A 20,968-nucleotide genomic window follows, 5' to 3' on the forward strand; every position below is an offset into this window, starting at 1 on the left:
TATGCCGGTGCGGCTGGGCTGGAGCGTGACAATCGTGCTCGGCGCGAAAACTGATCGTGATCAAGCAGCGCAGCGCTATAAAAACGGCGAATCACTCATCATCGTTCCACGGCGCTTGCAGGTAGCGATCGCGGTTGAAGGTCTCGAGCCATTCGGGTTTGAACACCACCAGCGCAGTGACCAGCGTGCCGTTGATAAACGCCTCCGGAAACATCACCAGCCACAGGTAGCCGACAAAGTCTTCCAGCCAGAACGGCATCGGAAAGCGGCCGTCCAGCCACAGCACCCACAGGCCCAACAGCACGCAAAGCAGTGCGGCCAACGCGGCCGGAAAAAAGCCGGAACAGAAGATATAGACGAACAGATTCTGCGATTGCCGGCGCTCTACCCACAGCGCGCACACCTCGGTGACCAATACCGGCACCAGCACCAGCAACACACCGTTCACGCCGATGGCCGCTAGGTCTTGCCGGCCAATGGCGAGCAAGCCGAGCTGGGCGACCAGGCCGCCGACGATTGCCAGCGGCCAGTCGAGCAACAGGGTCACGACTGTCATGCCGATAAAATGGAATGACACGCCCACGTCGAAATCGCGCCTGACCAACCACAGCACAAACAAGCCCAGCACGGTGCCGAACAGCAAGTGCTGGCGGCGCGTGTCGCTGAACAGCTCCAGCCAGGGCGAACGAAATACGGCCCATGCCAGCACTAGCAGATAAATCAGCCAGCCGGCCGTCAACGTAGTGGTGGATAGCAACTCGGCGGCGATCACGACGGCACGTCCTCTGCGAACACGCGAACGCTCCCCAGCCCGCGTAATGCGGCACGGCGAGTAAGCAGCGCGGGGCGAATCGACATAGAGGACTCCTGCCTAGGCGAAATCGCAGTCTACACCGGCCTTGTCAGACGTCTAAACTGGCGGGCATGGATGATTCCGACTACCTGCGTCTACTGACCGACCAAGCCGAACAGGCCAACGCCCTGCTTTCCAACGCCCAGAAATGGGAGCGGGAGCGCTGGGTATGCCGGCGTTTTTTGCAGGCGCTGAATGTGCCGCATCGCTTGGAAGAATTCAGCGCCGCTGAAAAAGACCCGCCTGATGTGCTGTTTCACGACGCCCATTTCGAGGTGTTTTTCGTGCTGGATGAAGGCCGCCGCCTTAACGATGAATGGCGGCAGGAGCTGGAGCGGCGCCGCAACGCGTATTCCCTCAGCCAATTGGTCGAGCACGAGCCCCGGCCGAAAAAAATTACCGCCGCCGAACTGCATAACCGGTTAGCGCCGACCCTTCGCAAAAAGACCGCGAGCTACCGCGAACGCGGTATCGACGTGGCCAACCTCGACATGCTCGCCTACGTGAACCTCAAGCGTGAGATCACCAATTTCAACAGCGCCTTCCCGCCTCCCACCGAATTTCTGCACCAGGGCTGGCGGTCGCTGTCTGTGTTAGGACCGAACTTCGCTCGGGTGTTGTTCGCCCATCCCGGCGCGCCCGATTTTCTGCGCATCAACCTTGGCCGCACGGTGCTGTTGGATATTGGAATCAGTCTATGAGTCAGCTGTTGGAACTCATCGCCGACGTACCGCAACACGGCGAGGTTCGCTGGATTGGTGTGCGACCGGTTTCGCGCGAGCCGATGATCGAATTGGATGCAGTGGAAGCACGGCGAGAAGCCGGCTTGACCGGCGACCACAGCCGGCCCGGACCGCGCAACGCACGGCAAGTGACGCTGATTCAATGGGAGCACTTGGCGGTCATCAGCGCGCTGTTAGGTCGGCCCGCCGAGCAAGCGATCACGCCGGCCGACATGCGCCGCAACATCGCGGTGAGCGGCATCAATCTGTTCAGCCTGAAGAACCGGCGCTTCCGCTTGGGCCAGGCACTGCTGGAAACCACCGGTTGGTGCCAGCCCTGTGCCCGCCTCGAACAACGCTTGGGGCGTGGCACGTTTCAGGCTGCGCGGGGACACGGCGGAATTACCGCCCGTGTGCTGGAGGGTGGGATTATTCGTTTGCAGGACACGCTTTACGTTGAGCCAGATTAAATCCCACGACTAGAATGGATTTATCCCAAACGAGGCCTGCCATGACCAGCCGACTCAGCCCAGACGACCAGCAACGCGTCGACCAGCACCTCAGCGCGCCGCATCACCAAGTCGAGCGCCGGCCGTTCCGTCCGTGGTTTTTGCTTTCAATCGTGTTGGTCTCGGTTATTGGTCTGGGCCTTCTCAGCCGCTTACTCAGCCGGTTAGTGCTATGAGCTGCCTCGCGCTCGCCTTGCCGGCTTTTCCCCGAATCCTTAAAAGCCTTGTGAGAACTCACCATGTCCCATCGCATTGTTATTGTCGGCGGCGGCGCCGGCGGCCTGGAGCTTGCCACCCGCCTGGGTAAAACCTTGGGTAAACGCGACATCGCGCGCGTAACCCTGGTTGACGCCAACCTCACCCACATCTGGAAACCGCTGCTGCACGAAGTCGCGGCCGGCTCGTTGAACTCGTCCGAAGATGAGCTCAACTATGTCGCCCAAGCCAAGTGGAACCACTTCGAGTTTCAGTTGGGACGGATGCAGGGGCTGGACCGCACCGCGAAGAAAGTTCAATTGGCCGCCACCGTTGATGAACACGGCGAAGAGCTCGTACCGGCGCGCACGCTGGATTACGACTCGCTGGTGATTGCGGTCGGCAGCACCACCAACGACTTCGGCACGCCAGGCGCGGCCGAGCATTGCCTGTTCCTCGATACCCGCGTGCAGGCCGAACGCTTCCACCGGCAATTGCTGAATCACTACATGCGCGCCCACGCCAATCAGGCGGACAGCACAGGACAAATCAGCGTAGCCATCGTCGGTGCCGGGGCCACGGGCGTCGAACTGGCGGCCGAGTTGCACCACGCCGCCCATGAGTTGGCGGCGTACGGCCTGGACAGAATCAAGCCGGAAAACATGCGCATTACCGTGATCGAAGCAGGACCGCGGGTATTGCCCGCGCTACCGGAGCGCATCGGCCAGCCGGTGCATAGAACCCTGGAAAAGCTCGGCGTAACGGTGCTGACCAACGCAGCGGTCAGCGAGGTGACGCGCGACAGTTTGAAAACGGTGCAGGGCCAAGAGATTCCGGCCAGCTTGAAGGTGTGGGCGGCGGGGATTCGGGCGCCGGAGTTCTTGAAAGACCTTGATGGGCTGGAGAGCAATCGCATCAACCAGTTGCAAGTGCGCCCTACTCTGCAAACCACGCGTGACGACAATATTTTTGCCTTCGGCGATTGCGCCGCCTGCCCGCAAGGCGAAGACGGCCGCAACGTACCGCCTCGCGCGCAGGCGGCGCATCAGCAGGCGTCCCTATTGGCCAAATCGCTGAAGCTGCGTATTGAAGGCAAAGCGCTTCCGGCTTATCGCTACCGAGACTACGGCTCGCTGATTTCGCTGGCGAGTTTTTCGGCGGTGGGCAATCTGATGGGCAACCTCACCGGCAGCGTGATGCTGGAAGGTTGGCTGGCGCGGATGTTTTACGTGTCGCTGTATCGCATGCATCAGATGGCGCTGTATGGCGTGTTCCGCACCATGATGCTGATGCTCAGCGACCGAATCGGACGTGGGACGGAGCCACGTTTAAAGCTGCACTGACAACGAGATGCAGGCGTGGGCGAAGCTCTGCCCACGCCTGCCACGCGCCGCCGTCGAATGCGGCGGCTTTAAAAAACACAAACAAAAAAGGCGTCCCGAAGGACGCCTTTTTTGTTGGTTCCACGCCGCTAAGCGCTTTACCTAAGATTTAACTCTTCAAACATCAAGAGCCAAAAATGGTGGGTCGTGTGGGACTCGAACCTACGACCAATTGGTTAAAAGCCAACTGCTCTACCAACTGAGCTAACGACCCAAAAATGGTCGGGGTAAGGGGATTCGAACTCCTGACATCCTGCTCCCAAAGCAGGCGCGCTACCGGACTGCGCTATACCCCGGTTGAAAGATTGGCTCCGCGACCAGGACTCGAACCTGGGACCCAATGATTAACAGTCATTTGCTCTACCGACTGAGCTATCGCGGAACTACTTGCTTCCATCTCTTTACGTCATTTGGCGTTAGCCATTTGCCGTATCGAGGCGCTGCATTTTAAGGATATCCGCGACCCTGTCAACCCCCTAAATAGCTTTTAAGACAATGATTTGCAGCGACGTGATCGCCACTCTATGTTTGCGTGAGATATGATCGCCGCAGGATGCATAAGCCGCTTGGCTTGAACAGGACAGTCCATGAGCACGCAGGACGTACCCCCACCATCGAGAACCCACCAGACGCTTGCCAGCCGCGGAATTCAACCGCGTTTTGGGGACCTGGTGCAGGGTTGCCGCAAGCTCGCGATGAATCGTTTGGCCGAACACCTCACTGGGGTATTCGGGCAGGTTGATGACACGTTGTTTGAATGCGCCGAGAAAGCCGAGAACAATAAAGTGCAGTCGTTGTTTTTCGACAACATGCGCGAAATTCGTCGGCAGCGACCGCAAATCGAGCGCAGCTACCACCAGCGCGTGGCGCAAAACTTCTCTAATTTTCTTGAAGGCACGCTCGAGCCCGAAGCGAACGCGACAGGGTTGCGTGCTGAAGATCTGTCGTTGATTCAAAACGAAGATTACGAAGAGAGTCTGCAAGTCACCAATATGGTCAGCCGGGTCAAAGCCCGCTGCGCCGAGCCGCTGTTCGCACTCGAGCAACGGCTGGCAGTGTTGAACAACGGCCAGAAGCTGGGCGAAGACAACAACCCATTCGGTCCGCGCGCGATTGCCCAGGCGTTTCGCGAAGCGCTGGCGCCCACGCCGTTTCCGCCGCAGATCAAAACCATCCTCTATATGTTGTTTGATCGCCACGTCATGCAGAGCCTCGACCGTCTGTATGAAGCGATGAACCAGCGCCTGATCGATGCCGGCGTTTTGCCCAACCTCAAGTACGCCCCGCAACGCACCCCCGATGCCCGACGCGCCCCAACGGCGCCGCGTGAGCCGGCCAGTGCAGCGCCCGCAGCGACCAACGAGCCCGTGCGCAATGCGCAACCGGCACCCGCCGGCACAGCGCCCGCCGCCTCGGCCGCCGTACCTAGCGCCGAAGCCGCACGCGTGCCTTACGATGCGTCTGGCCCGGAGCCGACCGACCCAACCGCATTGTTCAGTAGCCTTGCTGCCTTGCTTGGCGAGCGCCGGCATTACAACGTCGATGCGCCGCTTCTGGGCGGCACGCGCAGTATCGCCAGCTTCGCCCCCAGCGGCGCGACACGTACCTACGCGGCCAGCGACCTGCTCGACGCACTGAACCGTTTGCAGCAACAGTCGGCGCTGGATTTCTCACAGCGTTTGCAACGTCCGCAGCAAGTCGAAGATTTCAAAGTCGATCTGCAGCAGCAGTTGGAAACTCACAGCAGCGAACCCGGCCAGCAAAAACTGTCGGACCAGGAAGCGGATGTAATCGACCTGGTGGGCATGCTGTTCGACTTCATCCTTGATGACGAAAACCTGCCAGACAATTGCAAAACCGCCCTCTCCCACCTGCACACGCCTTACCTGAAAGTGGCGCTGCTGGATAAGGCGCTGTTCACCCAACACCATCACCCGGCGCGACGCTTGCTCAACGCCATGGCCCAGGCCGGCGTGCTGTATGGCGGCGAAGAAGACGACCGTGGCCTGTTGGCGAAAATTCACTGGGTGGTCGAACGCGTCATTCAGGGTTTCGACGGCGAGCTGAAACTGTTCGATAGCCTGCTCGAAGAATTCAACGAGTTCACCACCAACCTGCAACACAAGGTGGCGCTGCGGGAGCGGCGTGCGGTGGAAGCCGCCAAAGGTCGCGACAAATTGCTCGGTGCGCGCCAGCAAGCGGTGGACATCATTGCTCGCGCGCTAGCCAACCGTCAGCCGCCACCGCTCATTCGCAATTTTCTCGAACTCACCTGGACCGACGCGCTGGTATTTGTGCTGCTGCGCCACGGCGAACGCAGCCCCGAGTGGCAACGCTACAGCGATGTGGCCGAGCAGCTTGCCTGGAGCAGCACGCCGCTGAACGCAGCCGGTCAGGAACGCTTGCAGTCGATTCGAGTGCAACTTCTGGAAGACCTGCGCAAAGGCCTGGAGATTCTCGGCGGCTATCACGAAGACGGCATCCGCCGCTTACTTCAAGACATCGTCGCCTGCCAGCATGCGGTGCAGGCCAAGCAGCCCCAAGTGGCCGCCAAGCTCAATCCGGTGCTGCCGGAAAGCCCGCTCGGCGCCATGCTTGGCGAGGACGCCGCGTTAGCGACCATCGCCCCGCAAGCCTCGGGTCTGTCGCACCAGGCTCAGCTAATTGCCAAGGAATTGGGCCGTATCGAGTTCGGTACCTGGTTTGAATTTATCGACGGCGCGCAGGTGCGTAACCTCAAGCTGTCATGGTTCAGCCCGACCACGCACAACTACATGTTCGTCGACCACAGCGGCCAGCGCGTGGCGATTAAACCGCTGACGATTTTAGCCAATGAGATGGAACAAGGTCTGGTTCGCATCCTCCAAACCGAACGCGAGGCCCCGCTGGTGGACCGCGCCCTGACCGCCATCTACCGGGTGTTGCAACGCTTCACCGGTCGCGCCGACAACAGTTAAGGAGCCGTAATGGACGATCGTCGCCAGCACAGCCGACACGCCGCAGAGCTGCATCTGGAAGTGTACGACTTGCACACCGAGCGCCACTTGGGCCGCGTAGTGGATCTCTCCGCCGAGGGCTTCATGCTATTTGGTGACTGCCCGCAAGAAGCCGATGCGCTGCTGGAATGCCGCCTTGTTTCCTACCCGCCAGTCGAAGGCCTGACCGAAGTTCGCCTGGGTGCGGATTGTCTGTGGAGCCGCCCGGGCGCCGACGGTCAGCATTGTTGGTCGGGCTTCCACATCATCGATTTGGCCGAAGACCAAGCCGTGCTGCTCGAAGGGTTGCTCAAGCGCCTGTAAACGGTCAGCCGATAAAAAAGCCCCGACAACTGCGGGGCTTTTTTGTGTGCGCTGAAAGGCTAATTCACGCTGTAACCGCGCCCGGCCATGCAGGCACCCAGCGAGCGGCGGTAGATGTCCGCCACGTTTTGCGCCGGCGCATAGGTGGCTTGCGAGGGATCAAAGCCGCTTTGATTCACGGCCCAGCGATGGCAGTCGTAGCGGTCCTGCGCCAACTGCGCTTCGCTCTGCCCGCGCGCCGGATACGCCACCACGTCGTAACCGTTGCCCTGCCAGCCGTTGTTGCTCGTCACCTGAACGGGTGGACTGGTGACCACATATTCCTGGCGGTCGGCCTGGTACAGGTAATAGGTGCCAGCCGCGATGAAATACAGCGCGCTGCCAATCCACAGCTGCTCGGCGTACGAGGGCAGCGTGCGCACCCGAACGCCGTAAGGCGGCGTGACGACGATGTAGCTCGGGCCATATGGCCGGTACCAGTAACCGTCGGCGTAGTAATAGTCGACACCGCCGTGCGGCACGCGCCAACGGCCCGAAGGAATGGTGTTTACCCGATAGCCCGGCTGCCAGCGCGGCCCTGCCCCCCAACCGCCGCCCGGACGCCCGCCATGCCACTGATTGCTCGGCGGCGGCGGTGATTTAACGATCAGCTGCCGGGCCGGACCCTGCGGACCTCGCTGCTCGTTGTTGCTCGGACGGTTGCGGTCATCATCGCGCCCGCCACCGTTGTGGCCGCTGTTATAACCACCGTTGTAGCCATTGCCGTTATGGTTCTGGCCGGCGCCCTGGTTGTATCCGCCGCCGTTGTAACCGCCTTGATTGCCATAGCCGCCTTGGTTATGGCCACCCTGGTTATAGCCGCCGCCGTTGTAGCCGCCGTTGTGCCCATTGCCACCGCGATCATCACGATCACGCTGCAACGGGCTGCTGGCCCCCAACGTCCGGGCAGCGCCTTGCGGCCCTTGTTGTTGCTGCGGACGCGCTTGCTGCTGCCCGCCCTGATTGCCGCCGCTGTTGCCGCGCCCCTGATCACGCTGCGAACTGCCGCCCATTACCGAACGCACATCCGGCCCGTCATCGGCGAGCGCATTGGCGCCCATCGCCAGGGAAAGAACGCCTACACCTGCCAGACGCCACAACTGCGACTTCATGCCTGTTACTCCAGAGAGGAAAGACCGCGACACACCTGCCACCCGTATTGCACAACGGCTGGCAGTTGTAGCCCATCGGTAACCACTTCGACAACGGCCACTAGCGGAGTTGCAGAACAGGAAGCACAACCAAAAAAGATTTCCGCCGCCCCGCCGCTCCAGATCGAGCGAGCTAGGTCTGGCAAGGCGGAAATCAATTTACAAGCGCAGTGGGCTGTAGCCCATGAGCATTGGAAATTGGTTTCCAACGCAGCCAGGCCGACGCGCAGCCGATCGCTTAGGAACACAAAAAAAAAGGGCCCTCAGGGGGGCCCATTTCTGTCCTCTGCTGGCGATTGTGTCGCCGCCTGTCTCGCCCGCCTGGTTGGGCAGTGCGGACCCGGTTGCCGAGGCGACCCGGTGGGATCGGCGGCTCTGGCGCGCCTGATTGAGCGGGCCAGTTGGACTTGCGTCCGGGTCATTTAACTTGAAGGAAAGTGTAGGCCTGACCGTGCGACACAGGATTGCGAATATTGCTGATCGATACGCCACTTGCGCAATCTTTAGCTCCTAACGCACCATGTCGCGCAATTAACACCGAATGGGGCGCCATCTTGAACAACCTAGACCGCTACGACCTGAACATACTGGCCGAATTACAGCGCGACGCGCGCATTTCCAATCAGGAACTGGCCGAACGCATCGGCCTGTCGCCCTCGCCCTGCTCGCGCCGGGTCAAACAGTTGGAAGATGACGGCTACATTCTTCGCCAAGTGGCGCTGCTGGATCGCAAGAAGCTCGGTTTGAGCCTGACGGCGTACGTGAACATCGGCATGGACCGTCACACGCCCGAGCGTTTCGAGCACTTCGAAGCGGTGATTACCCAATGCCCGGAAGTGCTGGAGTGCTGCCTGGTAACCGGGATGGACGCCGACTACCAACTGAAGGTCGTGGTGCCGGATATGGACCACTATCAGAAATTCCTGCTGGGCCAGCTCACGCGCATCGAAGGCGTGACCAGCGTGCGGTCGAGCTTCGTGCTCAACCAGGTAATCTCCAGCACCCAACTGCCGTTACAACACCTGCGCAGCTAAACGCTTGCCCCGACAACCTGCGGCCACGGGCCTGGAGGCTGACGTATAATCGCCCGCCAAGGCCCGCCCTTGAGGCGTGTGGCCGTACGTATGTGTCTGACGAATACCTGAGGTTGTAATGGAACCGGAAAAGTTTGAAGAGTGGATGATGATCATCCTGGTCGGCGGCCTGGTGATGTTCATGGCCTTTATCGTGTGGGACCTGGCAAAAAAATCCAAAGCCGGCCGCTACGGCACCATGATCCTGTTCCTCGCCCTCGGCCTGGGCGTGTTGGGCTTCATCATCAAGACCGTGGTGATTGGAAGCCTGGAAGGCTTCTAGAGCCGAGCAAGAATTTGCGCGCTGGTTGGGTTGGTCGCGCTCGCTGAGCCACGCGCACCGCCCAACCTACGACGAACGACTCAAAGCCGCGCCTCAACTGCCTTCCACTCCCCCAACCCCAGCCCCTCGATACTCCACGGCCCAATCCGCACCCGTACCAGCCGCAACGTCGGCAACCCTACCGCCGCCGTCATACGACGCACCTGGCGGTTGCGCCCTTCCCTGATCACCAATTCCAACCACGACGTCGGAATGCTCTTGCGAAACCGCACCGGCGGATTGCGCTCCCACAGTTCAGGTTCGGCCAGTTGCCGCGCTTCAGCCGGCAAGGTCGGTCCGTCATTCAAGGTCACGCCATCACGCAATTGTTGCAGCTGCGCTTCGGTCGGCTCGCCTTCGACCTGCACCCAATAGGTTTTCGCCAGTTTGTGTTTGGGGTCGGCAATTCGCGCTTGCAGCTGCCCATCGTTGGTCAGTAGCAGCAGCCCTTCACTGTCGCGGTCCAGCCGCCCGGCCGGGTAAACGCCGGGCACCGCAATAAAGTCTTTGAGCGTGCTGCGGCCCTGCTCATCGTTGAACTGGGTCAGCACGTCGAACGGCTTGTTGAACAGCAACAACGTCGGCTCAGCCGGCGGCGCTTTGGCGACGCGGCGGGGAGCTGGGCGGGCGGGACGAGGTGGGCGCGACATGAACAATCCAGGGCAACGAGCAGGCTGCACAGTGTAACGCGAGGCCATGCACGCACCATCAACCGGGCTTATCTCGCTTCATCATTTGCCGTCTATGGTTATGCTGCTGCGTTGCGCCGTCTAACCCACAAGGAATCCTTGCATGAGCAAGTCCGAGGTCGAGAAGTTCACCGGTTGGGCCGCTACCGCGCCCAAAGCCCCGCTGCAATCGTATGAATACGATCCAGGCCCGCTGGTCGCCGAAGATGTTGAAGTGGCGGTGGAGTTCTGCGGCATCTGCCACTCCGACCAATCGATGATCGACAACGAATGGGGCCGCACCCGCTATCCGTTCATTCCCGGCCATGAAGTGGTCGGCACCGTGGTGCGCGTGGGCGACCAGGTGCGCGGCCTCAAACTTGGCCAGCGTGTGGGCATCGGTTGGAACAAAGGCAGCTGCATGCATTGCGCCTCCTGCATGGAAGGCTCGCATCAGCTGTGTCGCACCGTGCAGCCGACCATCATTGGCGGCAACGGCGGCTTCGCTGATCGCCTGCGTGCCCATTGGGCCTGGGCCATTCCGATTCCAGAGGCCATCGACCCAAGCCTGGCCGGCCCGCTGTTCTGCGCCGGCTCGACTGTGTTCAGCCCGCTGGTGGACTTGGACATCAAACCCACCGACCGTGTCGGCGTGGTTGGCATCGGCGGCCTCGGTCACCTGGCACTGAAATTCCTCAATGCGTGGGGCTGCGAAGTCACGGCGTTTACCTCCTCGCCAAGCAAGCAGGAAGAAGCCCAGCGCCTGGGCGCGCACAAGGCTGTCGCGTCCACCGACAGCGCGGCGATGAAAGCGATCGCCGGCACTCTGGATTTCCTGCTCGTTACCGCCAGCGCCGACCTCGACTGGAACAGCCTGCTCGCCACCTTGCGTGGCCGTGGCCGGTTGCACTTTGTCGGCATCGTGCCGAGCGCAATTCCGGTGCACGTGTTCAGCTTGATTCCAGCGCAAAAAGCCATCTCCGGCTCGCCCGTAGGCTCACCGGCCAATATGGCGAAAATGCTGGAATTCTGCGCCCGTCATCAAATCGTGCCTCAGGTGGAAATGTTCCCCATGAGCAAAGTGAACGAGGCCATCGATCACCTGCGCGCTGGCAAAGCCCGTTACCGCGTGGTGCTCGACGCCAGCAAATAACGCGCTGCGTTGAGTTGCAAAACATGTAAGGGAGCAGGCAAACCCAAGCGGCCATGCTAGGTTTGCCTGCATCTTCCCCCGCGAGTTTCGTCGATGCCACGTAACCTCCGCCCGACCTGGTTACTGAGCCTGCTGACCCTGGCCGGCTGTAACAACTCCGCCTACCAAGGCCCCACCAGCGACCACTTCGATGGCGAGCGCTTCCGCAACATTCAACCCACCCCGGAAAAAAGCCTGCGCGACCTGCTCAAGTGGCAGCTCAACCGCGAGCGCACCGACGCCTGGGTCAGCCAACCGGCGGCAAAAACACCGCCCGTGCTGGCGCAGCGGGTGATGGGCGATGCGCTTCAAGCCACTTATATCAACCACGCCACCGTGCTGTTGCAGCATCAGGGCCTGAACGTTCTCACGGACCCGGTGTGGTCCGAGCGGGTCAGCCCGTTCACGTTTATTGGCCCGAAACGCTTCCAGCAACCGGGGCTGAGCATCGAGCAGTTACCGCCGATTGACCTGATTCTCGTCAGCCACAACCACTACGACCACCTTGACCTGGAAAGCCTGCGCAAACTGGCGCTGCGCTTTCCGACGGCCAAAGTGGTCACCGGCCTGGGCAACGGCACGCTGATCAAGCAGACCGGCTTTACCGATGTGGCAGAGATTGATTGGTGGCAGGAACTGGCCATCAGCCCGACCCTCAGCGTGCATGGCGTGCCGGTGCAGCATTGGTCGTCACGCACCCGCAGCGATACCAACCACACGTTGTGGCTGGGCTTTGTGCTGCAAGCACCGAGTGGTCCGCTGCTGTTCCCCGGCGACACGGGGTTGGGGCCGGAATTCAAATTGATCAACGAACGGTTCGGGCCGATGCGCTTCGCGCTTTTGCCGATCGGCGCCTACGCGCCACGCTGGTTTATGCGCGACCATCACATGAACCCCGACGACGCCGTGCAGGCGCACCGGCAATTGCAGGCCAAAAACAGCATGGCCATTCACTTCGGCACCTTCCGCCTCACCGATGAAGGGCAGTTCGCCCCGCCGGCGGATCTGGCGGCGGCGTTGCAGGAGCAGGACGTGGACCCGCAGAGCTTTCGCGTGCCGCAGCCGGGGGATTCGTGGGCCATTCCTTGAGCATGCCCTCGGTGGGTAACGCTTTGAGACGGTGATTTCAACAGCATCGCGGCTGAAGCCGCTCCCACAGGGGCGGTATTTATCCTGTGTGAGCGGCTTGGTCGTTCGCGAGCGGGGAATGTCCACGGTTGTGGGTTCCCTTGGAGATTCTGGATTCCCGCCTTCGCGGGAATGACGGCGTTTTTTCAGCTCCCGCCTTATCTAAACGGCGGCTCGTCGAAGCTGCGCAGTTTGCGTGAGTGCAGTGAGTCGAGCTGAGTGCGCATCAGGTCGAGGGCGGCGATGCCGATGTGCAGGTGTTGGTTCACCGCGCGCTCGTAGAACGCGCCCGCCGCGCCCGGCAGTTTGATTTCGCTGTGCAGCGGTTTGTCCGATACGCACAACAACGTGCCGTACGGCACTCGCAACCGATAGCCCTGGGCGGCGATGGTGCCGCTTTCCATGTCCACGGCAATGGCGCGAGCCAGGTTGATCAGCGGCCGTTCCTGGGCCCAGCGCAGTTCCCAGTTGCGGTCGTCGTAGGTCAATACCGTGCCGGTGCGCAAACGCCGTTTCAGCGCTTCGCCCTTTTCGCCGGTAACGGCAGCGGCGGCTTCCTGCAGCGCCAGTTGTACTTCGGCCAGGGCCGGAATCGGCACGTGCGGCGGCACCACGCGGTCCAAAATGCCGTCGCGGCGCATATAGGCGTGGGCCAGCACGTAGTCGCCAATGGTTTGCGACTGACGCAAGCCGCCGCAGTGACCAATCATCAGCCAGCAGTGCGGGCGCAAAACGGCCAAGTGGTCGGTGATGTTTTTCGCGTTCGAGGGGCCCACGCCGATATTTACCAGCGTCACGCCATGGCCATCCGCGGCGATCAGGTGGTAAGCCGGCATTTGATAACGGTGCCACACCACGGCATCGGCAACCGCTTGCGCGTCTTCTTCGGACGTACCGCGCTCAATGATCACGTTGCCCGGCAAGACCATTCGTACAAAGCGCGGGTCGTCGCGCAGTTGCGCCAGGCCGTGGCGAATGAATTGGTCAACGTAGCGGTGGTAGTTGGTCAGAAGAATCCACGGCTGCACATGGCGCCAGTCGCTGCCGGTGTAATGCACCAGCCGGCGCAGGGAAAAGTCCACCCGAGCGGCGTCGAACAGGGCCAGCGGCAGTGGGTCGATGTTTTGCCAATCGTACAAGCCGTCGGCGATACCGTCGGTGGCGGCTGACAGATCGGTGCTTGGGAACACGCGCGACAATTCCGCTGCGGTCACGCCCGAACCGGCCAGTTCATCGCCGCCTTCCACCACGTAGGGGTACGGAATGTCCTGTTGGCTCACGCCGACTTCCACCTGCACGGTGAAGTCGTTCATCAATGGGCGCAGTTGTTCGAGCAGGTACTTACGAAACGCCGCCGGGTGGGTGACGGTCACGCTGTAAGTGCCAGGCACCTGCACTTTGGCGTAGGCGCGCACGGTGGTTGGCACTTCGCCTTGGCACAGGTAGGTCAGGCGCAGTTCGGGGTAGCGGAACAGACCGCGCTGACTCGGGTCCGGTTTGACCCGATCTTTGAGGTACGCCTTGAGCGCCTGGCTAAGGCCATCCACGGCCCGCTGATGCAACTCGGCCAGGCGTTCTACGGCGTCTTCGGGGGTGTGGGCGATAACAAAACTGTCGGTATTGCTGGTCACGATCGGCCTTCCTGTCTGGACTCGCATGCGGCCTATCTTGCCTGCATCGTTCGCAAAAGGCATGACTGTGGGGAAGGCTTCAGCTGCGATTCCTGGAAAAGGCAATCGAGACTGAAGCCTGCCCCGCATCGATCACGTGGCATTACTCCATGACATGGGGCGTGCTGCGCGCAACCAACGCCTCCACGTCCGCCCCGCGCGGCAAGGTGCCATAAGCGCGGCCGCCCTGGCCGAGGCGACTGGCGATAAACGCGTCGGACACCACGGCATTGCCGCTTTCCAGCAACAGTTTGGCCTGCAAGCCAACGGCAACGTCTTCGGTGAGCTGACGGGCGCGGTACTGGATGTCGGCGGTGTCGCGAAAGCCGGCCTTCAGCCCGTCGATATGGGCTTTCAGGCGCGCGTCGCCGTGGCCGTCGCCCAGCTCGTTGAACAACACGTCGAGCACGCCCGGCTCTTTCGACAAGGCGCGCAATACGTCCAGGCACTGCACATTGCCGGAGCCTTCCCAAGTCGAGTTCACCGGCGCTTCGCGGTACAGGCGCGGCAGAATGCTGTCTTCCACATAACCGGCGCCGCCCATGCATTCGGCGGCTTCGTTGATCATGGCCGGCGCGCGTTTGCAGATCCAATACTTGCCTACGGCCGTTACCAGGCGCGCGAATTTGTCTTCGCCTTCGTCATGGGCGTTATCCAGCGCTTTGGCCATGCGCAGGCTCAAAGCGATGGCGGCTTCGCTTTCCAGGGCCAAATCGGCCAGCACGTTTTGCATCAAGGCGTGCTCGCTGAGGACGCGGCCGCCCACGGTGCGGTGTGCGCAGTGGTTGGCCGCCTGGCTCAGCGCTTGGCGCATCAGGGCGCTGGAGCCGACCATGCAGTCGAAGCGGGTCATCGACACCATCTCGATAATGGTCGGTACGCCGCGCCCTTCTTCGCCCAGCATCCACGCCAGGGCGCCGCGGTATTCCACTTCGCTGGAGGCGTTGGAGCAATTGCCGAGCTTGTTTTTCAGGCGCTGGATGTAGAACTCGTTGCGGGTGCCATCCGGGCGATGACGCGGCAGCAGGAAGCAGCTCAAGCCTTTGTCGGTTTGCGCCAGGGTAAGGAAGGCGTCGCACATGGGCGCCGAGCAAAACCATTTATGCCCGACCAGTTCGTACGCCTGACCGGGGCCGGGAACACCGACCGGATAAGCGCGGGTGGTGTTGGCGCGCACATCGGTGCCGCCTTGTTTTTCCGTCATCGCCATGCCAATGGTGACGCCGGCCTTCTGCGCCAGCGGCACGTTGCGCGGGTCGTATTGGGTGGCGAGCACTTTCGGCACCCACACCTCGGCAACGTCTGGCTGCATACGCAACGCCGGCACGCTGGCGAAGGTCATGGTCAGCGGGCAGCCGGTGCCGGCTTCGGCCTGGCTGTGCATGTAGGTCATGGCCGCGCGGGCCACATGGGCGCCGGCGCGCGGATTGGTCCAGGGCAGTGACGGCAAGCCATGTTCCACCGCCGCCTTCATCAGCTCGTGGTAGGCGGGATGAAACTCCACCAGGTCGATGCGGTTGCCGTAGCGGTCGTGGCTTTTGAACACCGGTTTGTTTTCGTTGGCGAGAAAGCCTGCCGCCATCAGCGGGCCGCCGGCCAAGGCGCCGTAGGCATCGATGCGGTCGTGCGCCCAGCCGCCGCCGAAGTGGCGCGTCCACTCCTGCAGCGGCAGGTCGGCGCGGTACAGGTTGATGCCGTCGAGCGACGGCGGCTGATTGCTCACTTCGTGGGTTTCGGCAAACGCGGCGTAGTTATTAACGGCAGTGCTCATGGCAGTGACTCCTCGGCGGCAAGGGCGCGTAAACAAAAGGAAACAAGGGCGGCGCTGACGTCCGCCAATTGCAGAGCAGGCTCGCCCGCTTCGCGAGCGGCGCGGGCTTGGGGTGAAAGCGGACCGACCAGCGCTTCGCTGATGGCGCCCACCAGGCAGGCGGCGCTGACCGCCACCGACGAGGTTCGAAACGCGCCAGTGGCCACGCCCTGTTCGATGACGGTGCTGAGTTGGGCGGCGTACGCCTCGCGAAACTCGAGACGGCGTTCATCCACTTCCGGATCCACGGGTTCGGCGATCAGGGCGAATGCCAGCTGACGGCTTTGCCAGGCGCGGGCGGCGAATTGCTCAAGGGCGCCGGCCAGGCGTTTTGGTTCGCTGCCCGGCAGTTGCAGCGCGCCGGCCATGGCGTCGACTTCACGCTGGCTGGCCCGGGCAAATACCTCGGCCGCCAGTTCGCCCTTGCCGCGAAAGTGCCGGTACAGGCTGCCCGTGGCGATGCCCACGCGCTCGGCGAGGGTTTGCATGGTCAATGCGGCGAAACCACCCTCGACCACCAGCAACAACGCGCAGTCAAGAATGCGCTCGCGTTGTTCTTGGTCGCGGTCGATGCGGGCGGCGCTGTGTCGGTAGGCCATAGTCTGAATCCTGATTCATTTGGCGCTAGTGAATCAGGATTCAGAGTTTGGAAGAAGGGGCATTCTTGCCAAAAGAAAGGGGTCAACGAGGGGGCGCTGTAGGAGCGGCTGGGTGGCATTGCGATTAGCCGCGATGCTCTTGATGCGTCGGCACCCATCGCGGCTGAAGCCGCTCCTACAGGATCAGCGTGGCGTTCAGGAAATCCGCACCGGCGCTGGCGGCTCCAGGCTGAGCAGCCAGTCATGCAGCAACGCTTGCAGCTGTTCAAATTTCACCGGCTTGGCCAGGTAGTCGCTCATGCCGGCGGCCAAACAGCGCTCGCGGTCGCCGCTGTGGCTGTGGGCGGTAATGGCCAGCACCGGCAAGTCGGCGCAGTTGGACATGGCGCGCAAGGCGCGGCAGGTGGCAAAGCCGTCCATCACCGGCATCTGGCAGTCGAGCAGCACGGCGTCTACCGGCTCTCGGCGCAGCAGTTCAAGGGCATCGCTGCCGTTGTCGGCGCAGCGCACGCGGTACCCGAGTTTGAGCAACATGCCGCGCATCACCAGTTGGTTGATGCCGTTGTCTTCCACCACCAACACCGTGCACTCCTCCGGCCGGCGCAGGGCCTGGCCGCCGCCACGGCGCGCGGGCTCACGGGACGGCGCGCTGGCGAGGTGGTTGCCGCTGTTGGAAAGAAACAGCGGCACGGTCAGCTCGAAGTGACTGCCCTCGCCCACTTCTGAGGTATGGCTCAAGCCGCCGCCCATCAGGCTGACCAGCTTGCGGCAAATCGCCAAACCCACGCCCAAGCCGCCGTATTCCCGAGTCATCGAGCCGTCGAGCTGGTGGAAGCGCTGATACAGCGAGCCGTCTTTCGGCGTGCTGAACCCGATGCCGCTGTCGATGACGCCCACTTTCAGCACCAATCCTTCGCGCCCACGCTCCACGGCCGACACGCGCAAGGTTACGGCGCCGCCGGGGGTGAATTTGATCGCGTTATCGAGCAGGTAACCGATGCATTGACTGAGTTTGCCGGCGTCGCCTTCCAGGGTGTCGGGCAGGCTTTCGTCCATTTCCAGGGTGAAGCCCAGCCCTTTCTCTTCGGCACGCGGGGCGAACTGGCTGCGCAGTCCGCCAAACAGACCGCGCAGGCTGAACGGCTCGCGCCATGGGTACAGCTTGCCGGCTTGCAGTTCGGTGAGGGTAAGGATGTCGCTGACCATGCGCATCATGTCGCGCGCCGAGGCGCTGGCAGTTTTCTGGTATTGCTCCAGCTCGACGTCCATGGGCACGGTTTGCATCAGCTCCAGCGAGCCAATAACGCCGTTCATGGGGGTGCGCAATTCATGGGTGACGGTGGCCAGGAATTCGTCTTTCAGGCGGTTGCTGTTGGCGAGTTCAAGGTTGAGGGTTTCCAGTTTGCGGCCCGAGTCATAAAGGATTCGCGCGCGCTCTTCTTTCATGGAATTGATGCGGTCGGCCAAGGCCAGCGACAGCAGCCCCACTTCAATCGCTGAGCCGATCTGGCTGGCGTACATGGTGAGGAACACGTTGGGCAGGTAGCCGAGCACCATCAAGGTGTTAATCACGCCGCCAATCAGGAAGGTGGTCCAGGCAAAGATGAAATAGCGCGCCACGCGCATGCCGCGTCGCCAGGCGATAAGCCCAGCGGAAAACACCACCACCGTGAACAGCAGCGCCAGGTACGTGGCCAGGCGCAGCGACACGCTGTAACTGACCGTGAGCGCCAGCACCATCACGAGCGCGCCAACGGCCATAAGCGCCAGCAACGTGCGGTCCACCCACGGACTGTGCTCGCCGGTATGCAAAAAGGTGCGCGCGAACTGACAGCCGAACAGCGTCGCCGAGCCGATCAGGAACGGCGTGGAGGCGTTGGCCCACCAGGGGTTGTCGGGCCAGAAATATTCGATGCCGGCGCCGTTGACCGACACCTGATACAGCCCGAACGAGGCGATGTAGAGGATGTAGTAGAGGTAGCTCGGGTCGCGCACGCTGAGGAAGATGAACAGGTTGTAAATCAGCATGCCCAGCAGCACGCCATAGATGATGCCGAGCAGGTAAATGCGCCCGGGCATCTGTTCCATGTACACCTTCGGTGACCACAGATTGAGGGGCGCCTGAATCGAGCCCTGACTCTGAATGCGCAGGTACACGCGTTGCGGCTGGTACGGCTGCAAGTTGATTTCGAACAGGTAGTTGTTCTGCTTGATCTGCCGGCTGTCGAACGGCAATGCATCGCCGGTGCGCTCGGCTAGTTGAAAGCCGCCGCGGCCATCGGGCAAATACAGGTCGAGATGATCGAGCGGCGGATACGCCAATTCCAGCAGCCAGGGTTGCTGGCCGAGCAGCGCTTGCGGGCGGTAGGCGAGGTCGATACGCAGCCAGAACACCGAGTGCGAGTAACCGTAGTTGAGCACCGGTTTGTCGTGGCGGCGGAAGTTGGCTTGCAGTGCCGGCGAGGTGATGTCGTTGATGGTGGCGTCGCCGCGCACATCTTCGAACACGTCCATTTCCTGACCGAGCACCAGCTGAGTGGTGTACTCGTCGAATTCGACCGCGTGGGCCAGGTTCGTCAGTAAACACAGAACAAGTAGAAGACCGTAGCGCATGCTGCCCCGCAAAGGCCTGGCGGTTGACGTCGGAGCCCCATCTCCGTAAGTGACGTCACCTGCCGACCTGATTTATTCAAAAATGGGGGCCACTCTAGCATAGCCGCCCCACGCTGAAAGCCGCCCCCAGCAAGGCATCGCGAGTGCCAGCAGCGATACTGGCCACCAGCTTGAGGGGAAAATGTGGTGCCCCGTTGGTGCCATCCGCCATCTCACTACTCACCCTGTGAACAGAGCGCCCGCCTGGGGCAAAAAAGGTGAAAAGTGATAAGCTCGCGCACCATGACTACCTATACCTCCCGCCCCGTTGTTCTCTGCCTTTCCGGTCACGACCCGAGTGGCGGCGCCGGCCTTCAGGCCGATATCGAAGCCCTGCTTGCGCAAGGCTGCCACGCCGCTCCGGCGGTAACCGCGTTGACCGTGCAAGACACCGTCAACGTCAGCGACTTCCGCGTGCTCGACCGGGAATGGGTGCTGGCCCAGGCCCATGCCGTGATCGCCGACATGCCGGTGGCGGCCGTCAAACTGGGCATGCTCGGCTCGGTGCAGATGGTCGAAACCGTGCTGGAAATCATGCAGAAACTGCCCGGCGTTCCCCTAGTATGCGACCCCGTGCTGCGAGCCGGCGGCGGCGGCGCGTTGGGCAAGGATGAAGTGGGCTTCGCCATGCGCGAGCGCTTGCTGCCGGTGGCCACCATCGCCACGCCTAACCTGCCCGAAGCGCGCATTCTCGCCGAACTGCCAGAAGGCACGGCCGATGAGTGCGCGGCTAAACTTCTGCCGTTCTGCCAGCACCTGCTGATCACCGGCGGCCATGGCGATGAAGCGCAAATACACAACCGTCTTTACAGCCGCGACGGCAGCCAGCACACCTTCACCTGTGAACGTCTGCCGGGCAGTTATCACGGCTCGGGCTGCACCTTGGCCAGCACCCTTGCCGGCCGGCTCGCTCAGGGCGAAGAGCTGGTGAGCGCGGTGCAGTCGGCGCTGGCCTATACCTGGCGCACCTTGCGCGATGCCGAGCAGTTGGGCCGAGGCCAGTACGTGCCGCGCCGCTTGCCGCTGGACTTCAACTCGTGACGTTGCGCGGCCTGTACGCCATCACCGACAGCCAATTACTGGCCGGTGGCAAGCTGCTGCCGTATGTGGAAGCCGCCCTCGACGGTGGCGCCACGCTGCTGCAATACCGTGACAAAAGCAGCGACGAAGCCCGTCGCCTGCGCGAAGCCCAAGCGCTGAAAAACCTCTGCGAGCGCTACGGTGCCCACCTGTTGATTAATGACGATGCCGAGCTTGCTGCGCGCTTGGGCGTTGGCGTGCACCTGGGCCAGGGCGATGGCTCATTGTCCGCCGCTCGCGCCTTGCTGGGCCGCAAAGCCATTATTGGCGGCACCTGCCTGGCGCAGCTTGAGCTGGCCGAGCAGGCCGCCCGCGAAGGCGCCAGTTACGTAGCTTTCGGCCGTTTCTTCAACTCGCAGACCAAGCCGGGCGCCCCGGCTGCCACCCTGGAGTTGGTGCAGCAAGCGCGCGCCAGCGTGCAATTGCCGATCTGCGCCATTGGCGGTATCGACCTGGAAAATGCCGCACCTCTGGTGGCCGGCGGGGTCAGTTTGTTAGCCGTCATTCACGCCCTGTTCAGCGCCGACAGCGCCCAGGAAGTGAACCGCCGCGCCCGCGCCTTCAGCGCCCTGTTTCAGTCGTAACCGTCGAATTCCAGTGCGCCGGCAGGTCAGCCTGCCCGCC

Annotated in this window: 19 protein-coding genes and 3 tRNA genes; 12 read left to right on the forward strand and 10 right to left on the reverse strand. The window is 62.0% G+C overall.

Annotated features, from left to right (window positions below):
- Positions 1-91: 91 nt before the first annotated feature.
- Positions 92-772, reverse strand: a complete 681-nt coding sequence (locus ACZZZU_RS10195; protein ID WP_463550507.1) for an energy-coupling factor ABC transporter permease — start codon at positions 770-772, stop codon at positions 92-94.
- 152 nt (positions 773-924) lie between these two features.
- On the opposite strand from ACZZZU_RS10195, the gene ACZZZU_RS10200 reads away from it, so the two are divergent.
- The 4 genes from ACZZZU_RS10200 (at position 925) to ACZZZU_RS10215 (ending at position 3,622) form a co-directional block, all read left to right on the forward strand.
- The gene (locus tag ACZZZU_RS10200) at positions 925-1,554 is read left to right on the forward strand and encodes a DUF1780 domain-containing protein (RefSeq protein WP_122494449.1); all 630 of its coding nucleotides are present in this window, start codon (positions 925-927) and stop codon (positions 1,552-1,554) included.
- The gene (locus ACZZZU_RS10205) at positions 1,551-2,045 is read left to right on the forward strand and encodes an MOSC domain-containing protein (protein WP_463550508.1); all 495 of its coding nucleotides are present in this window, start codon (positions 1,551-1,553) and stop codon (positions 2,043-2,045) included. Before ACZZZU_RS10200 ends, ACZZZU_RS10205 begins: the two co-directional genes overlap by 4 nt.
- A gap of 41 nt (positions 2,046-2,086) precedes the next feature.
- A complete protein-coding gene (locus ACZZZU_RS10210) occupies positions 2,087-2,260 on the forward strand; it encodes a DUF3094 family protein (RefSeq protein WP_122494453.1) in 174 nt (57 codons plus the stop codon).
- A gap of 63 nt (positions 2,261-2,323) precedes the next feature.
- A complete protein-coding gene (locus tag ACZZZU_RS10215) occupies positions 2,324-3,622 on the forward strand; it encodes an NAD(P)/FAD-dependent oxidoreductase (RefSeq protein WP_463550509.1) in 1,299 nt (432 codons plus the stop codon).
- Positions 3,623-3,799: 177 nt separating this feature from the next.
- Here ACZZZU_RS10215 and ACZZZU_RS10220 read toward each other — a convergent pair.
- The 3 genes from ACZZZU_RS10220 to ACZZZU_RS10230 all read right to left on the reverse strand — a co-directional run bounded on the left by ACZZZU_RS10220 (position 3,800) and on the right by ACZZZU_RS10230 (position 4,043).
- Positions 3,800-3,875: transfer RNA gene (locus tag ACZZZU_RS10220), tRNA-Lys, on the reverse strand.
- Positions 3,876-3,880: 5 nt separating this feature from the next.
- Positions 3,881-3,957 (reverse strand) — tRNA-Pro (locus ACZZZU_RS10225).
- A gap of 10 nt (positions 3,958-3,967) precedes the next feature.
- A tRNA-Asn gene (locus tag ACZZZU_RS10230) sits at positions 3,968-4,043 on the reverse strand.
- Positions 4,044-4,248: 205 nt separating this feature from the next.
- Here ACZZZU_RS10230 and ACZZZU_RS10235 point away from each other — a divergent pair.
- Both ACZZZU_RS10235 and ACZZZU_RS10240 read left to right on the forward strand, forming a co-directional pair.
- Positions 4,249-6,618 (forward strand): DUF1631 domain-containing protein, encoded by a 2,370-nt coding sequence (locus tag ACZZZU_RS10235; RefSeq protein ID WP_122494457.1) that lies wholly within the window; start codon positions 4,249-4,251, stop codon positions 6,616-6,618.
- Between the two features lie 9 nt (positions 6,619-6,627).
- Positions 6,628-6,960 carry a PilZ domain-containing protein gene (locus tag ACZZZU_RS10240; RefSeq protein ID WP_122452344.1) on the forward strand — a complete coding sequence of 111 codons (333 nt, stop codon included), beginning with the start codon at positions 6,628-6,630 and terminating at the stop codon, positions 6,958-6,960.
- 59 nt (positions 6,961-7,019) lie between these two features.
- Here the strand turns inward: ACZZZU_RS10240 and ACZZZU_RS10245 are convergent, their stop codons facing one another.
- Positions 7,020-8,111 (reverse strand): DUF6515 family protein, encoded by a 1,092-nt coding sequence (locus ACZZZU_RS10245; protein ID WP_463550510.1) that lies wholly within the window; start codon positions 8,109-8,111, stop codon positions 7,020-7,022.
- A 593-nt stretch (positions 8,112-8,704) separates the two neighbouring features.
- Here ACZZZU_RS10245 and ACZZZU_RS10250 point away from each other — a divergent pair.
- Positions 8,705-9,184, forward strand: coding sequence for an Lrp/AsnC family transcriptional regulator (locus ACZZZU_RS10250; RefSeq protein ID WP_122494463.1), 480 nt, complete (start codon positions 8,705-8,707; stop codon positions 9,182-9,184).
- Between the two features lie 118 nt (positions 9,185-9,302).
- A complete protein-coding gene (locus ACZZZU_RS10255) occupies positions 9,303-9,506 on the forward strand; it encodes a DUF2788 domain-containing protein (protein ID WP_122452341.1) in 204 nt (67 codons plus the stop codon).
- An 80-nt stretch (positions 9,507-9,586) separates the two neighbouring features.
- On the opposite strand, the gene ACZZZU_RS10260 is transcribed toward ACZZZU_RS10255, so the two are convergent.
- The gene (locus ACZZZU_RS10260) at positions 9,587-10,195 is read right to left on the reverse strand and encodes a pseudouridine synthase (protein WP_463383768.1); all 609 of its coding nucleotides are present in this window, start codon (positions 10,193-10,195) and stop codon (positions 9,587-9,589) included.
- A gap of 142 nt (positions 10,196-10,337) precedes the next feature.
- On the opposite strand from ACZZZU_RS10260, the gene ahr reads away from it, so the two are divergent.
- Positions 10,338-11,366, forward strand: a complete 1,029-nt coding sequence (ahr, locus tag ACZZZU_RS10265) for an NADPH-dependent aldehyde reductase Ahr (RefSeq protein ID WP_463550511.1) — start codon at positions 10,338-10,340, stop codon at positions 11,364-11,366.
- 93 nt (positions 11,367-11,459) lie between these two features.
- Positions 11,460-12,494, forward strand: a complete 1,035-nt coding sequence (locus ACZZZU_RS10270; protein ID WP_463550512.1) for an MBL fold metallo-hydrolase — start codon at positions 11,460-11,462, stop codon at positions 12,492-12,494.
- Positions 12,495-12,691: 197 nt separating this feature from the next.
- Here ACZZZU_RS10270 and amn read toward each other — a convergent pair whose 3' ends face one another.
- The 4 genes from amn to ACZZZU_RS10290 all read right to left on the reverse strand — a co-directional run bounded on the left by amn (position 12,692) and on the right by ACZZZU_RS10290 (position 19,225).
- Positions 12,692-14,164, reverse strand: a complete 1,473-nt coding sequence (gene amn, locus ACZZZU_RS10275) for an AMP nucleosidase (RefSeq protein WP_241000574.1) — start codon at positions 14,162-14,164, stop codon at positions 12,692-12,694.
- A gap of 142 nt (positions 14,165-14,306) precedes the next feature.
- On the reverse strand, positions 14,307-15,974 hold the full coding sequence (locus ACZZZU_RS10280; protein WP_463550513.1) for an acyl-CoA dehydrogenase family protein: 1,668 nt from the start codon (positions 15,972-15,974) through the stop codon (positions 14,307-14,309).
- Positions 15,971-16,612, reverse strand: a complete 642-nt coding sequence (locus ACZZZU_RS10285; RefSeq protein WP_463550514.1) for a TetR/AcrR family transcriptional regulator — start codon at positions 16,610-16,612, stop codon at positions 15,971-15,973. The genes ACZZZU_RS10280 and ACZZZU_RS10285 overlap by 4 nt, the downstream gene beginning before the upstream one ends.
- A 195-nt stretch (positions 16,613-16,807) precedes the next feature.
- Positions 16,808-19,225 carry a hybrid sensor histidine kinase/response regulator gene (locus ACZZZU_RS10290; RefSeq protein ID WP_463550515.1) on the reverse strand — a complete coding sequence of 806 codons (2,418 nt, stop codon included), beginning with the start codon at positions 19,223-19,225 and terminating at the stop codon, positions 16,808-16,810.
- 282 nt (positions 19,226-19,507) lie between these two features.
- Here ACZZZU_RS10290 and ACZZZU_RS10295 point away from each other — a divergent pair, with 282 nt between their 5' ends.
- Together ACZZZU_RS10295 and thiE are read left to right on the forward strand one after the other, a co-directional pair.
- Positions 19,508-20,305, forward strand: coding sequence for a hydroxymethylpyrimidine/phosphomethylpyrimidine kinase (locus ACZZZU_RS10295; protein WP_122494478.1), 798 nt, complete (start codon positions 19,508-19,510; stop codon positions 20,303-20,305).
- On the forward strand, positions 20,302-20,928 hold the full coding sequence (gene thiE, locus ACZZZU_RS10300) for a thiamine phosphate synthase (RefSeq protein ID WP_463550516.1): 627 nt from the start codon (positions 20,302-20,304) through the stop codon (positions 20,926-20,928). Before ACZZZU_RS10295 ends, thiE begins: the two co-directional genes overlap by 4 nt.
- Positions 20,929-20,968: the final 40 nt, after the last annotated feature.

Source organism: Pseudomonas sp. AC136 (genome assembly GCF_979258585.1).

Excerpts from the sequence above, each read along its gene's own strand:
- ACZZZU_RS10205 (WP_463550508.1), top strand. The coding sequence starts at position 1,551 with ATGAGTCAGCTGTTGGAACTCATCGCCGACGTACCGCAACACGGCGAG.
- ACZZZU_RS10295 (WP_122494478.1), top strand. The coding sequence starts at position 19,508 with ATGACTACCTATACCTCCCGCCCCGTTGTTCTCTGCCTTTCCGGTCAC.
- ACZZZU_RS10240 (WP_122452344.1), top strand. The coding sequence starts at position 6,628 with ATGGACGATCGTCGCCAGCACAGCCGACACGCCGCAGAGCTGCATCTG.
- ahr (WP_463550511.1), top strand. The coding sequence starts at position 10,338 with ATGAGCAAGTCCGAGGTCGAGAAGTTCACCGGTTGGGCCGCTACCGCG.
- ACZZZU_RS10245 (WP_463550510.1), bottom strand. The coding sequence starts at position 8,111 with ATGAAGTCGCAGTTGTGGCGTCTGGCAGGTGTAGGCGTTCTTTCCCTG.
- ACZZZU_RS10215 (WP_463550509.1), top strand. The coding sequence starts at position 2,324 with ATGTCCCATCGCATTGTTATTGTCGGCGGCGGCGCCGGCGGCCTGGAG.
- ACZZZU_RS10285 (WP_463550514.1), bottom strand. The coding sequence starts at position 16,612 with ATGGCCTACCGACACAGCGCCGCCCGCATCGACCGCGACCAAGAACAA.
- ACZZZU_RS10200 (WP_122494449.1), top strand. The coding sequence starts at position 925 with ATGGATGATTCCGACTACCTGCGTCTACTGACCGACCAAGCCGAACAG.
- ACZZZU_RS10260 (WP_463383768.1), bottom strand. The coding sequence starts at position 10,195 with ATGTCGCGCCCACCTCGTCCCGCCCGCCCAGCTCCCCGCCGCGTCGCC.
- ACZZZU_RS10210 (WP_122494453.1), top strand. The coding sequence starts at position 2,087 with ATGACCAGCCGACTCAGCCCAGACGACCAGCAACGCGTCGACCAGCAC.
- ACZZZU_RS10270 (WP_463550512.1), top strand. The coding sequence starts at position 11,460 with ATGCCACGTAACCTCCGCCCGACCTGGTTACTGAGCCTGCTGACCCTG.
- ACZZZU_RS10235 (WP_122494457.1), top strand. The coding sequence starts at position 4,249 with ATGAGCACGCAGGACGTACCCCCACCATCGAGAACCCACCAGACGCTT.
- ACZZZU_RS10255 (WP_122452341.1), top strand. The coding sequence starts at position 9,303 with ATGGAACCGGAAAAGTTTGAAGAGTGGATGATGATCATCCTGGTCGGC.
- ACZZZU_RS10280 (WP_463550513.1), bottom strand. The coding sequence starts at position 15,974 with ATGAGCACTGCCGTTAATAACTACGCCGCGTTTGCCGAAACCCACGAA.
- ACZZZU_RS10290 (WP_463550515.1), bottom strand. The coding sequence starts at position 19,225 with ATGCGCTACGGTCTTCTACTTGTTCTGTGTTTACTGACGAACCTGGCC.